This is a genomic window from Bacteroides mucinivorans, assembly GCF_034654355.2.
Taxonomy (GTDB): domain Bacteria; phylum Bacteroidota; class Bacteroidia; order Bacteroidales; family Bacteroidaceae; genus Bacteroides; species Bacteroides nordii.
Map to the genome: position 1 here is coordinate 5266548 of NZ_CP178179.1, position 14623 is coordinate 5281170.

At 37.7% G+C, this 14623-nt stretch carries 7 protein-coding genes; 1 reads left to right on the forward strand and 6 read right to left on the reverse strand.

From position 1 onward, the window contains the following. Positions 1–81: 81 nt before the first annotated feature. The gene (locus tag VCM39_RS20035) at positions 82–1092 is read left to right on the forward strand and encodes an aspartate-semialdehyde dehydrogenase (protein WP_221650235.1); all 1011 of its coding nucleotides are present in this window, start codon (positions 82–84) and stop codon (positions 1090–1092) included. 98 nt (positions 1093–1190) lie between these two features. Here the strand turns inward: VCM39_RS20035 and VCM39_RS20040 are convergent, their stop codons facing one another. The 6 genes from VCM39_RS20040 to VCM39_RS20065 all read right to left on the reverse strand — a co-directional run bounded on the left by VCM39_RS20040 (position 1191) and on the right by VCM39_RS20065 (position 14503). Beyond that, a complete protein-coding gene (locus VCM39_RS20040) occupies positions 1191–3650 on the reverse strand; it encodes a phosphodiester glycosidase family protein (RefSeq protein WP_322933206.1) in 2460 nt (819 codons plus the stop codon). A gap of 68 nt (positions 3651–3718) precedes the next feature. Beyond that, positions 3719–6145 (reverse strand): Ig-like domain-containing protein, encoded by a 2427-nt coding sequence (locus VCM39_RS20045; protein ID WP_322933205.1) that lies wholly within the window; start codon positions 6143–6145, stop codon positions 3719–3721. Positions 6146–6151: 6 nt separating this feature from the next. Beyond that, a complete protein-coding gene (locus VCM39_RS20050) occupies positions 6152–7018 on the reverse strand; it encodes a hypothetical protein (protein WP_221650232.1) in 867 nt (288 codons plus the stop codon). Positions 7019–7048: 30 nt separating this feature from the next. After that, entirely contained in the window at positions 7049–9532 is a 2484-nt protein-coding gene (locus VCM39_RS20055) for a phosphodiester glycosidase family protein (RefSeq protein WP_322933204.1), read from the reverse strand. 28 nt (positions 9533–9560) lie between these two features. Next, positions 9561–12005: a phosphodiester glycosidase family protein gene (locus tag VCM39_RS20060; protein ID WP_322933203.1), complete on the reverse strand. Its 2445-nt coding sequence runs from the start codon at positions 12003–12005 to the stop codon at positions 9561–9563. Between the two features lie 62 nt (positions 12006–12067). After that, complete coding sequence (locus VCM39_RS20065; RefSeq protein ID WP_322933202.1) at positions 12068–14503, reverse strand: phosphodiester glycosidase family protein; 2436 nt, start codon at positions 14501–14503, stop codon at positions 12068–12070. Positions 14504–14623 lie beyond the last annotated feature (120 nt).

Below are 14623 nucleotides of genomic sequence, written 5' to 3' on the forward strand. Positions count from 1 at the left end.
GTTATAATTTTGCAGTCAATTATTTGCTATTCGGAAGAATAGTAAGCGAAATACAATATTCAATTAAAACAAAAGAAAAAGATGAAAGTAGCTATTGTTGGCGTAAGCGGAGCCGTAGGACAAGAGTTCCTGCGCGTGCTTGATGAGAGAAATTTCCCGTTGGACGAGTTGGTTTTATTCGGTTCTAAACGTAGTGCCGGCAGCAAATACACCTTCCGCGGTAAACAGATCGAGGTCAAACTCTTGCAACACAACGATGACTTTAAAGGGGTAGATATCGCTTTCACATCGGCTGGCGCAGGTACGTCCAAAGAATTTGCAGAAACTATTACTAAATATGGTGCTGTGATGATTGACAATTCCAGTGCTTTCCGTATGGATAATGATGTGCCTTTGGTAGTTCCTGAAGTAAACGGAGCTGATGCCAAAGACCGTCCACGGGGCATTATAGCTAACCCTAACTGTACAACGATCCAGATGGTAGTTGCACTGAAAGCCATCGAACAGCTTTCACATATAAAAACTGTACATGTGTCTACTTATCAGGCAGCCAGTGGAGCCGGTGCAGCAGCCATGGACGAACTTTACGAACAATACCGTCAGATCCTTGCAAATGAACCTGTCACCGTAGAAAAGTTTGCTTATCAACTGGCGTTTAATCTAATTCCTCAGGTTGACGTATTTACTGAGAATGGATATACAAAAGAAGAGATGAAAATGTATAATGAAACACGTAAAATCATGCACTCGGACATAAAGGTTAGTGCAACTTGTGTACGTGTTCCGGCATTGAGAGCTCACTCTGAAAGTATCTGGATAGAAACAGAACGTCCTGTATCTGTAGAAGAAGCACGCGAGGCTTTTGCTAAAGGTGAAGGGCTTGTCCTTCAGGATAATCCAGCAGAAAAAGAATACCCGATGCCGCTATTCCTTGCTGGTAAAGACCCTGTGTACGTAGGCCGTATCCGTAAAGATTTAACCAATGATTGCGGATTGACATTCTGGATTGTAGGCGATCAGATAAAAAAAGGTGCGGCACTGAATGCTGTACAAATTGCAGAATATCTGATCAAAGAAAAGAATATTGGATAATTTACAATAGGAATAAACAAAGCCGTCTGAGAACTATTTCTGAGACGGCTTTTTCATTTACACATATTTAATCTAACACCTATATATTTTTTCTTTTGTCACTTCTTTACAATAAATTTGTGCACCTCTCTTTTTCCATCAATAGTCACCGACAAACAATAGATTCCATCATTCAAAGAATACAAAGGAATATTATACGTATATTCTCCGGCAAGCTGGCGATTCATAAGATAGTTCATAATATTCTTTCCATCGACAGTCCACAAAGCAATAGAAGCAGTTCCAACTTTAGATAAAGAATAGTGTAAAACAGCCTCATCCTGCCAATTTAGTAACTTCGAAAAAGATTTATCAACAGTAGTTCCGGAAATTCCAACCTCTGAGAAAGATGGATAATAGGCTTTCAAATCTTTGAAAGAAATCTTTGTATCACTGAGAGTTATACCTGGCTTTAAATAAAATTTCATACCGGTTAGGGCCAAAGGATATTCAATCAGATCAAGCGGTATATTACCATCCATAAAAGATATGTAATAGGTAGAATCTTTCCTGACAACAGGTATCAACTTCGTTTTCAAAAAACTTGTTTTTGTATTTGATGCAAAATCAAGGTAGAGTTCTTTAATCAAATCATCTCTCACGAACATCCGGAAAGAGACCGAGTCAGGTAAACTATAAAAAATTACAGGCTTATTAAACTCAATGGAAGCAGAACGTCCGGTTTTGACATCAAATATCATATTGATACCATCCTCCCAACCATTGGGTAATGCGGTATTTTCATACCTCAAATTAGAAAAGGTTCCGGAAGTTTTTATTGGCCACGATGCTAAGTCAGCAAAGGTCTCATGTATTCTTTCCTTACCAGCTATCTCAACTTTCACATTTACATGTACACTCAACTCATCTAAAGTTCCGTGAAGTTCTGTCTCGCCATTAGCTATACCCTTTATCACTCCATCCTGTACCAGACAGCAATCAGGATTAGAGGAACTCCAGGTAAATGCTCCCGGATCTAATTGATAAACCTGTTTCCCTGATTTTGCATCAATCCTGATAGGGAATTCACGTATCCCATCTATCAAAATATTCTGCGGATAGGCCTGAACATCTGAGACTGGAGATACAAAAACATTCAAAACCGCTTTTTTACCATCCTTGGTGGCTATAATCTGACCTTTTGTCGCATTCAGGCTCGCATGGAATACATCATCTGCGTCTACATATCCCAAGTCCTCAGGTACACATTGATAAGTAAATCCTTGAACTCCCTTTTCCAACATTTTATCATGTTCATTAAAAGACAGAAGTGTAAGTGGATTCAACGAGACTGCCGTAGTATAAAGACTGGGGGTTATGAACGCATAAGAAGCAACAACCTCTTCCTCAGGTGCAGTTGATACAACCAGCAAAGCATCGGCTACCGGACGAATGCTACCACGCATCGGATAATTCAGCATTTCATGATCAACAGCTATCGTTGCAGAACCTCCACTATCGAAGTTTACTACATTCCACGAACCATGGGCCAACATCCAATTAGCAATATCAATACAATTTACTCCCGGACTGGCAGAAGTTCCTCCTTCAACCGTTACAACATAAACTGTTTTGCCGTCTTTTGACATTCCGGCCATCACCCGGGCAGAGACCTCATATTCGCGCCCGTTTTCGAAATCATTATATTCACCTTCATGTAATTTTCCTTCATAAGCAATACTGGGATAACCATGAAAACCAGCTACAATATTTTTTATTGGTTCGCCAAACTTACCTTTCACAAATTTCTGTGAAATAAAGATTATATCACCCGGAGTGACTTTTCCCTCGAAGCTCTGAATACTTTCGTTCCGTGCATAAATCACACATTCCGTTTGTGACGTTTGCAATGGAGCATCTGATACTTCTAAGACTTCACACTTTATATCATCACCATTTACCGTCCACCCACCCAATGGTTTGACCTTGATATATTTTCCAGGTTCTGTCAGCGTTCTACTATTCAAGTGATTAAGTAACACACAGTTTCCTGAAATAAATGTAGCAGCAGAGTTATAATAATCAATTTTCACAATACTGCCATCTTTTAAAATAACATTTGAGTTCAGAGACGGGTAAAATACTGCCGCTGTTTTATCTTCCGAAACAGCAAAGATAGAGCGTCCCCAACCTACTCCATAAGGTATCTCACCATTACTAACATTAACTCCGATACATACACCTGCTTCATAAACGAAGAAATCATGGTTGAATGCAGCACAAACGCGATGTCCGGGATAAGTGTGGGCTTTAGACATACTCATAACAGTCTCTCTGGGTACATCCGGAACCTTATTGTTCGATTGTACCTGCTCAATCTTCGTATAAGGATTCGTCAGATCTATGGTTGTGACCCACATTAGTATAGGTTTATCCCGATAGGCTATTTTGGTATATTGCACTCCCGCTCCCAAGCTATAATGCTCCAGTGTATCCGGAGTTCCCCATACCGGTTCTTGTGCTTCCAAGGTATTACAGAATGCCAATAGTAGTATATATAAAAGAATCTTTCTCTTCATACTTAATGATTTTTTATCAAATTAAGTAACGGCCGGCCTATTTGCCAGCCGTTATTAAAAAATCAGTATCAATCTCTCAAAACTATTTTCTGCGAAACGCTACTTCCTGATTCCAAATTAGCCTTTATCACATAAATACCTTTGGTCAATCCACCAACATCCATCCGGGATGAAGCCACTTTCGATAATAGTTCTCCCGACAATGAATAAAGCTCCATAGATACAACCTTGTCACTGTTTGCCACAATTTCATTAGTTCCGGCAATATAGCGGAAAGAGAATCCTGAAACGATTTTAGCCTCTATAGATGTCAAAGTATTATCATATACTAAAACATTATCCACATAAATTGTTCCTGTTTTTGTCAGAGGTTGTGCTTTCTGCTTTATTTTCAGTCCGGTAAGTTCATAAGTTTTCTTTGCAGGAAGGGTTCCCAAAGATACTTCTACAAATGCCCAGTCACAAAATGTAAGATCGGTAAGCTTGATCTCCTGAATATCTCCATCAGAAGAAGACAGTTGTAACCAAACCTCATTACCGGTCAGATCACCCAAAACATGCATACCAATTGCTTTAGTGGCATCAACCTGAAATCCTGAAGTTGTTTGATAACATGCTATACCGTCTGCTGCATCTACTGCAAAATTATATGTAAACGCACCAGAAGAAGAGCCAAACAATACTTTAGAGGTATTCCGGGAAGTACTGGCCGACGTAATGCCCGTACTGCCATCTGCGAAATAAGTAAATGTTCCGGCAGTTTCCATATCCAAGCCAACCGTTCTATCTGTTACTTTCACATCTACAGCTTTAAAAGTATAATCTATCGGTTCAACAATATCAATACCATCAACATCAATCATATTTCTGTCAACAACAACACGATACGTTTCATTTTCTGTTAATCCTTCGGAAAGAGTGAACGCCAAAGAACCATAAGGTGCACTGACAGAATTTACTTTTATAGAACGAGGAACTTTAGATAACTCTTCACCTTTTGAATTATAGATTTTAACAGCATCTCTGACCAATGTAGAATTCAATTTATTATCAAATCTGAACTCAAATGGAGCACTTTTACCATAGTTAACGCATTCTACCCCAGGAGTCGGATAACAACCCAATAGTTTCAATCTATTACGATCTTTAGTGAGGAAACTGAATACAAAATCTTTTTCCATTGCCATATTACCAGGGTGTTTCAGGCTTTTATCCAGTTTCACTGTATACAAAGTAGAAATATCATACGGTTTATCCGGTGCAAAGATCATCCGATGTTGACTATCTTCAAATGTAATTGTCCCTTTTACATTCGGAGTAATGGAAAATGCTTGTATTGCAGATTCTGTATCTACATCCCAATTAAACTCAAAAACGATCTTCGAACTACACTCTACAAGTTCGCCTTCTTCTACTTTAGGAGAATAGCTAACCACTTCGGGAGGGGTCAAGCGCTGCATATCTAAACGCGCATCTAAATAACTGACCTCTCCAGCTTTTACTTCCAAGTCATACGTTTTATCAAAATACTTATCAGCAGTCACTTTTACTGTATACTTTCCAGGGAGTAGCTGCTTAAACACAAATACCCCATTATCAATATCATCCGTTGTATATGTAAGATTTCCGGGGTTAACCGTAACAACTGCTTTATTCAAGGCTAATAGCTCATCTTTTGAGTTCCTGATTTTCACATGGCTTCCCAAATCTTTATTTCGGCTATCATGAACACTACCTACAATATTTCCCGTAGTAAGAAGGGCTTCCGCCTTAAATATTTCACAAAAAGATTTATAAAAATTCCACGCCTCTAACCATTTATAATCTATATTCATCAAACGCCGGGTTTCAGGTATGTAATCATGCATAGAACCTTCCGATATACATCCGGGGACGGTCAATCCTCTCAAAACGCCGTACCCGTTACTCCACCCCATTACCTGAGCTGCAAATGTTTTATCACCACGTACAGTATAATCAGAAGCCCAACAATTTACTTCGTTTGCATAAAGATTCTTAGCGATAACAGTACTAATCTCGCGGCTACGATCTGAATGAGGAGTAGGTGTAGGATATGTATGATTATCATCCGGATCCACACCTGCATAAAGCTGAAGAACATAGTTTGTAACTCCGGCATTACTATGAATAGAAAGCATATAATCCGCATTACATTCATTTGCTTCTCTTACAATCTGAGTTAAAGGCAGATCATCGGCTGTTGTATTTGTTGTACGACTAATGTATACATCAGCCTTCGCACTTTTCAACAGTTCAACTAACTGTACTCCTTTATCCAAATTAGACTGTGACTCCCAAAAGCCATTTACATCACCCGGTCCATAAGGACCAACCGGAATGTTCCGGTCATCACTATCAAATCCACCATGCCCCGGATTTACATAAATTGTGATTCCTGACAAATCCTGTGCGTATGTTCCACTTGTTTTTAATAATAACAAGCCTATAAAAAGAATATAATATATTTGCTTCATAGCGGCCTATTTTTTTAATTCTAATACTATAATTTCACCCTCCAAAGTATTGTAGGCTATCTTACCACTTTTCCAATTAGTAGTTGGATACATTGCTATCTCTGTAAAAAGGGACAATACTTGTCTTTGTTTCCCATCGGCAGATACCATTACAACAGATGACTCTGTTATATAATCTCCATTATCTTTATCAGCCATACCTACGATTTTATGATCGTCATACCATACAGGAGCATTCAGATAGCCTATCTCAGAAAGAATCTTCCCATTCAAATCACAGATATAAGTTCCTTTTCCGGTTGCAGTAAATAAAATTTTAGTTTTATCGGGAGATAAAGATCCCCACAAATATCGGCTCCCTTTTGATAATGGCTCAAGCACTTTACGATCTCCATTGCGTTCAACAATCAACTGAAGCTTCTCTGTATAAGCATTTATGCTCTCCGTCTCCTGAAATTCCAGCCCCATACGAACTTTATTCAATTCAGATTGAAGACGCACAGGAGAATTCATACAATTCTTCGACTGCAACAATTGACGATCATAACACATCAAAGTATTCTGCCGGTGCATATTTTCTCTTTCCACCGACCTATAATAGATCTTATCATTATTCTGACTGAAATCCGGAGAATACCCTGCACCCTCAGCATCCGTAATCATCAGAGAAGTTTTATTATTCAGTTTATACAGATACAAACCCTTATAATTCTCAGACGTATACAACAATTCAGAACCATCCGAATTAAACACCGGATAAAAAGCCGGTACTTTTTTCTCCACAGTAATTCGTTGTACTACCGAAACCATTTGTGCTTCGGCCCAGGTGACATTACAAATTAACAATATCCATATACAAATACTCTTCTTCATAATATTCTATTTAAAATTGTACTAACCCAACTAATATTTCATAAACTTAAATACAGAAACCTCTGCTCCCTTATAAACCTTCAGCAGATAAATTCCTTTATTCACTCCAGAGTCATCCAACCTGATTTTGCCAGTCTGAAGGCGACCCAGTTTTTTCATTTTTACTACCATACCTGAAACTGAATATATCTCATAACTCACAGGTAACTCTTTATCCATACTAAATGACAAATAAGTTCCATCAACATCCGTCAAAAGGCTTATCTCATTATCTCCTATCCTATTAGGTATAATACCATCTCCTTGTTCTTCATAAATCAACGAAAACTCTTTCAACTCGAAAGCATACTCAGCTCCAACAGTGTGTCCGGAAGCATTAAGAGTTACCTTTATTGAATTAAATTTGAGTGGCCAAATAGCCATATCCGTAGGATCATCAACAAGATCTGCCAGAGATAAATAAATCACATTATCCTCATTTACCTTAAAATCGGAAAATTCTTTTACTACAGAGTGAGATAAATTATTAGGAACAAGATCCAGAACAATCTTATTCAAAGGTAATTCGTGAGGATTGAATACAATCTTCAGAGCCTTAGGCAAACTATAAAGATTCATTTTTTTTGCCAATGTGAAATAAGGAGTACGAGTAGACGAATATTTATAAGCAATATTCAATGTGCTTGTACCACTCATTGAAATATCTTTTAGATTGGAAGTTAACTTAAGCGAAGGATCCGTAAAACTAATAGCAGGTAATGAGGAGGCAGAAGGTATTTCAACATTCACTTTTAATGTTCCCTGATAATCATTCATTGAACCCGTAACCATAGAGGAACCATTGGCTACAGCAGTTAAAACACCTTTGTTGACTTTACAAATATTCTCATCTTCAACTCTCCAATCCAAAGCATTATGATCTATCAAGACTTTATTTCCTTCCAAAGTCGTTTCTACTTCAATCGGATAATGAATCTTAGAATCCAGAAGTACAGAGTCCAAACGAATAGAAAAATCCTTCACTTCTTTTACATAAACAGTCTGAGAAACTTCTAACCTTCCATAATGAGCAGTCAAAGTACCAGAAACAGCATCTCCTGAAACCACAAAATTACCTGCCTCATCAATATGCCCAAGATTTGGAGAACAGGAGAAGGTAACACCCTCAAGATTATCAGTAAGCAATCTGTCATACTGATTATACCCCATTATTTGGGGTTTAATTATACCATATTTAGGTAATTCAAACTTATAATCTGAAAAACGTAGACGGGTAATATCCTGAGATTCCTGAGATAAATCTACAACCAACCAACCGTTACCTACAGGTCGTTCTTTACCATCAGCCGGACGGTTAGCTACTTTATTGTTTACTATTATTTCCGAAGAACCTCCACCGTCAAGTCCAATGGCATCTGCGGCCCCCCAATGTTTCAAAATATCACAAACTTCCGTAGTCGTCAACCCAATAGAAGCTGATGTCTTACCATCCGCAACAAGCAGATACACCCAACGTTTGTCTTTAGAAGCTCCAACAGCTGTACGCGGATATGGAACCGCATTATAGTTTTCAGTAGTATTACGTTCTGTAAGTACTCCGTCGTACATTAATGCTGTATTGCCACCTATCATTTGCTCAATCTCCGGATAAGTTCCAAAATTCACACAACGTATCCCCATATTAATAGTGATTTCCTGTCCCTCTTTCAATTTACATAAAAAAGCCCGGGATTGCTCACTTGTACCAGAAAGTACGTATTCATCAGCAGCAATCGGATTACTTCCTCTGTTTTCTATCATTTTTCCGACAATGCACTTTACTGGTTTATTCACTCTCCACTTTTCACCAGATTTCAAACTTAAATATACCTCAGTACGTTCTACTCCAAACATCTCACTGAAATTTTCATCTTGACGTGTTTTCTCTCCTGCAAACCGATTATAAAAAGTTAAATCACAAGCAGAGCAATCTGCACGAGGAATATTAACATGCTGAAATTTATAAGTTCCGGCATCCCCGGCGTCAACCTTACCCTCAAACTCCATATGATCGAAAACCGGAACATTATTCACGTCTATGGTAGCAAATCCCCACCAGGCATCCCGGGGTTCACGTTGTATTTCACCATCTTTAATACTACCTCCACGAGGAGCTCCCAAAGGAAACTCATGATGATCAGTTACATTAAAAAAATCACCATTTATACCACAATATGCTTTATGTCTCTCATAAGTCATACGCTCACAAGCATGCGTTACAAGTTCTGTCCCCGGTATGCTATCATTGGCCAGAAAAGTTTCAATCTTATTGTATGGATTATGCATATCCAGTTTAAGGATATAGGTGTAAGCAGGTATATCAGGAATATAAATTGAAGTATAAATAGCTCCCGGACCAACAACTTTACACTCAAGAGTATCTATATAATGAGGTTTCTCATTGATCGTTATATAACCTCCGGCATACACATATTGTCCTAAGAGTAAAGGTAATGCCAATAAAAACTTTTTCATTTTCATACTATTTTTATATGTTACATGATTAGTTATGTATAATCAACTTAACCGTATCTGTTTTACCACCAACTAACACTTTCACCAAATAAGTACCATTAGCTAAATTGTTTATCGGTAAAACAAGATTCCTTCCATCACTCATTTTGTAATCTTCAGATGCAACCATCATTCCGGTACTTGTATAAATTCTTAAACTGACATCTGTTTTTTTATCCAGATTAACATTCAAACAAGCTTCTTTTTTTGCCGGATTAGGATAAATGGATAACCAGGAAAGAGTTTTCAGTTCGGGGAAACCAACCGTAATATAGTCATATACCATAACCATTTCTTTGATCTGAATTTTATTATGCCCTACAGGATTATCAGAAGTAAATGCAAACCTCATCGAATGAAAATGTATAGGATATCCGACTTTGTCATTTACATCTGTTAAGATATCTGAGGCTGGTATTACAATTTCACGATCTTCATCTTTCGAAATATCAGTAAATTCATACGGAGTATAAGCAGATTTATCGTTTGTCCGTAAGGAGAAAGTAACTTTACTCAAACCTGCTTTTCCCGGATTCAATATTATACGCACAGATGTTGGCAAACTATATAAACAAAAATCATTCGTCAATTCTATAAACGGAGAACGTCCGGCAGAGTAGTCATACTCTATTCCATCAGGTAATAATTTTATATTCTTCAAATTAGAGGTACTTTTTACACTCCAGGAAGGAGTAGACAAAACGGGCATCTCCAGAATTGGTTGAGAAGGTATTTCCACTTTAACCTTCTGTTTGCATGAGAACTCTCCCAATGTTCCATGAATATACGTCACTCCATTGGATAATCCTTTTAATACCCCTTCAGTTACTGAGCAAACTGAAGGATCTTCAACTTCCCATTGTAATAATTCCGGTGCCACAAACAACGTTTTATTTTCTACTTCTGCCAATAATTCAATATGATATGTAGAAATATTATTGAGTAAAACAGAATCCAATCTCAACTTAAATGAAGACTCAACTAATGAGACCGGCCTTGAGGTCTTCACCCCTTTATACTCTGCGGATAATATTCCAGTACCGGTTTTTTCCGCACCAATAAAATTACCTTCTGCAGTTATATATCCTATCTCCGGAGTACATGAAAATGAAACATTCTGAAGGTCCTTGCTCAACAAATCACCGTATCTATTATAAGCATATACAGCAAGTTTTAAAAAGCCGCACGTCGGTAGTGTATAAGACACTGGTGCAAAAGCGAGCGAAGCAATCTCCTGGTCTTCAGGGGCATTCGACACAACTAACATCCCATTACCGACAGGGCGTACAGCACCATCAGAAGGGGAGTTTTTAACTTCTCCATTAACATACATAACAGAAGAGCCTCCGCCATCCAGATTAACAGCATTCCATGCTCCAATTCCTTTAAAAATATCTCCAAATTCAAAGAGAGTTACTCCACGTGAAGAAGTTTGCCGGCCATCAACCTCAACTAAATAAACAATCGTACTATCTTTTGAAAATCCGATACCGGTACGAGGATTTGCTGATTCATCTCCTTCATATCGTTGCCCATTTTTCAAGAGAATGTGATCGCTTCCTCCCATCAATTCTTTGAAGTCGTCCAATGTTCCCGGATTACTTCTCAAATCCGTTTTAAGGTTGATTGTCAATTCATCTCCGACTTTCAATTCTTTTAAGAAATCAGATGATACTCCTCTTCCATGTAGTACAGCCTTTCCCTCTGGAATAGGGCTAAAACCGTGATTTTCTATTATTTCTTCCGCAATACAAGTTATTTCCTTATTTGCCGAGAAAAAAAAGGTTTCACCGTTTTTAGGGGTTATAATAACTTTTGTACCTCCCTCAATCCCACTGGTATATGTACCATAGGCATTAGTATAAAGGGTTAATAAATCGGTCACTTGTGGTTCCCACTCTAAACGTTGCATATTTACTGTATGCAGCCGGGTTGCTCTATTACCACTTTTTACTGTTCCGGAAAAGTCTATCCTATCAATATAAGGACGATTATTTTTATCTAAAACAAATGCAGCTCTTCCTACAGGATTAGTAACACATTCATTATTAATGAACTGTCCGCTACGAGGTATACCTATCTCAACAGGATCTATATAAAAATAAAAATCACCATTAGTAGCTGCAAAAACATTATGTCCCGGAGCCGACTTTCGTATAGCCATTTGAGTCGGACGCTCAGTCGCAACAGCACTATCTCCTCCCAAACAGGTTTCTAACTTTACGTTGGGATTTCTAAGATTAACTTCCAGTACATGGATTTTTAAAGGAAATTCCGGTAAATCAATATAAACATATTCTGTTCCAGGTCCAACTTGATGCTTATAAATCAGTGTATCAATTCGATATGGTTTATCATTTATCGTAATATACTCTTGGGCAAGTGAATATTGCCCAAGAAGTAATAAAAATAATGTAAACAAAACTCTATTCATGTCAGTCACATTTATTAGTTTAAAAGTAATTTAATCATTACCTCAAGTATATGAATATACTATTATTTTATTATGAGCTTCATCGTTTCGTTACTACCATCATCCATACAAACTTTTATCAGATAAATGCCAGAAGTCATATTACTCACAGGTAGTTCCAACAAATTACAAGTAGAATTATCAGCTAATATTACATTTAGTAATCTTCCCTCAGGACTAAAGATCGAAGCACTCGTTATATGTATATCCTCATTCTTCAATGCCACATATGCACGGCCATCAGCTGTCGGGTTAGGATATATAACTAATGAAGAAAGCAACTTTAATGAAGAGAGGCCTACTGAAATCTGGTCATAAATAAGTTCCATATTTCTGATATAGATAGTGTTCTCACCAGCCAGATTTCCCGAAGCAACTAAAGGAAACTTGATTGAGCTGAAATGAATAGGGAAAGAAGCATGTTCCGGCTCTTTTGCAAACCAGTCTTTCATTGCCAAAAGTATCTCTGTATCTTGATTCTTTACGAGCTCATTCGTATATTCATAAATAGAATTAGAAGACGACAAGTTCTCTCTACCAGAAATAATAACTTTTGCAACAGCTGCATTTCCCGGATTAATCATAAAACGAATTGCATTGGGTAAGCTATAAAGGTCAAAAGTTTTTGCAAGTTCAATAAAAGGCGAACGGCCAGATGAATATGTATACCGAATTCCACCTGAAAGTAATTCGATATTCTTTATATTCGTACTTGCTTTTACTGTCCATTCATCATTTATCAGCGGAAGTAATGAAAGTGAATACTTCTCCGGGATTTGCACCTTCACTTTTAACGCACATTTCAGATCATCAAGTGTACCACGAATAATCGTTTCTCCATTTTTAAGTCCGGTAACAATTCCATCATTAATCGAACAAATCGTTGGATTATCAATGCTCCATTCCAATGCATAAGGTGCCAAAGGATATTCTTTATCTCCTACACGTGCATTCAGTTCAATTGGATAACCGGTGTATCCATCAATTATCACTGAATCTAAACGAAGAGAAATTTCTTCTTCTTTTAAATATTTGATATGGATTGACGTTTCTAGTTGATTCCATTTGACTTTTAGTATACCATCACGACTTCCATTAGCAAAAAAAGAGCCGTCCTCTCTTACAGTACCTACTTCTTTTTCACAGCTATAAATTACATCTTTCAAACCTAAATTTATAAGTGTTCCATACTGATTATAGCCATAAATAACAGGTGTATATGATCCATATCCCGGTAACATCACAGTTTTCTCATAAGGAAGAATTTCTGCAATTACATCATCACTTACTGACAAATCCACAGCAAATATACCATTAGAAACTGCACGTTCATGACCATCACTTGGTGTATTCATCAAACCGAACTTATTCAGATACATGCCACTGGACCCACCACCATCAAGATTTAAAGCGGTAGTTGCACCTGCACTCTTCATTATATCTGCCAAATGTTTTGTTGTCAATCCGGTAGAAAAAGACGAACGCCCATCTACCACACAAAAGTATACTTTCTTCCCATCAGCAGAATATCCTATGGCAGTACGAGGATGTCTTTCAGCCCAATCATTGTCCTGTACAACACCATCTTTTAAAATTATTCTATCACCTCCCACCATGGCTGTTAGTTGAGAAGCACTTCCGGCTGTTTTGTTTACACCAATAAAAAGAGTAAGTTCATCACCTTCTACCAAAGACTTTAATGCTCCAGCAACAGTTCCATGACCAGATAAAACAGCATGTCCTGCCGGTATTTGCATATTACCTTTTCCATCAACCACTTTAACCACCTTCACTTTTAAATCCTTATTCACTGTCCAGGCCATAGTAGGTTCCAACTGCACAAGCACTTCTACTCCATAGGCATTGGTACGCGTATAATTGCCATTTAATGTATTATACAAGATTAACTGGTTTTCGCCTCTTCCTACATTTACACCATTTATTGGGTATACTTTTTCACCTATTGAACAAGTAGAATTCGCAAAAAGCATGTTATCAATTATAACATCTTTACCAGAAAAGGCGATATGTGGAGTCTGAGCAGGAGTTCGTCCCATCTGTCCTTCGACGATACTTCCATGAATCGGATATCCGACATCTCCTGAAGTAGCAAAAAAGTCTGCATTCGTTCCTCCGAAATATACCTTACCTTCTTTACTTTTTCGCTGAGCCATAGAGCTGATGCCTTCACAGGTAATCAAAGAATCTTTTCCATGAACAGCTTCAAAAGAGATATAGGGATTTGTTGCATCGACTTCCAGAAAAAATGTACGAAGTTTCACACTTGATGTGTAATAATGCATAGCTGTATAATAAGAGCCTGGTCCGACTTTAAAATGGCTCAATGTATCGGCCTGGTACTCCGTTCCTCCAATTGTAACAGTGGTTTGTGCCAGAGAAATGCTGCAATAATTTGAGAGGAAAAATAAAGATAAAAATAGTGCTGATAATGTTTTCATAATTTTATTTTTCAAGCTAAAGAATAAGAAATAAAAAGAGCTGTATCTATTTATATATCCGCATTAAAAAGACGGCATATTCTTACAGATACAGCTCGGTATTTCAGAATGCTCTCATCC

Coding starts and splice junctions, on each gene's coding strand:
- VCM39_RS20055 (WP_322933204.1), bottom strand. CDS start 9,532: ATGAAAAAGTTTTTATTGGCATTACCTTTACTCTTAGGACAATATGTG.
- VCM39_RS20040 (WP_322933206.1), bottom strand. CDS start 3,650: ATGAAGAGAAAGATTCTTTTATATATACTACTATTGGCATTCTGTAAT.
- VCM39_RS20035 (WP_221650235.1), top strand. CDS start 82: ATGAAAGTAGCTATTGTTGGCGTAAGCGGAGCCGTAGGACAAGAGTTC.
- VCM39_RS20050 (WP_221650232.1), bottom strand. CDS start 7,018: ATGAAGAAGAGTATTTGTATATGGATATTGTTAATTTGTAATGTCACC.
- VCM39_RS20045 (WP_322933205.1), bottom strand. CDS start 6,145: ATGAAGCAAATATATTATATTCTTTTTATAGGCTTGTTATTATTAAAA.
- VCM39_RS20060 (WP_322933203.1), bottom strand. CDS start 12,005: ATGAATAGAGTTTTGTTTACATTATTTTTATTACTTCTTGGGCAATAT.
- VCM39_RS20065 (WP_322933202.1), bottom strand. CDS start 14,503: ATGAAAACATTATCAGCACTATTTTTATCTTTATTTTTCCTCTCAAAT.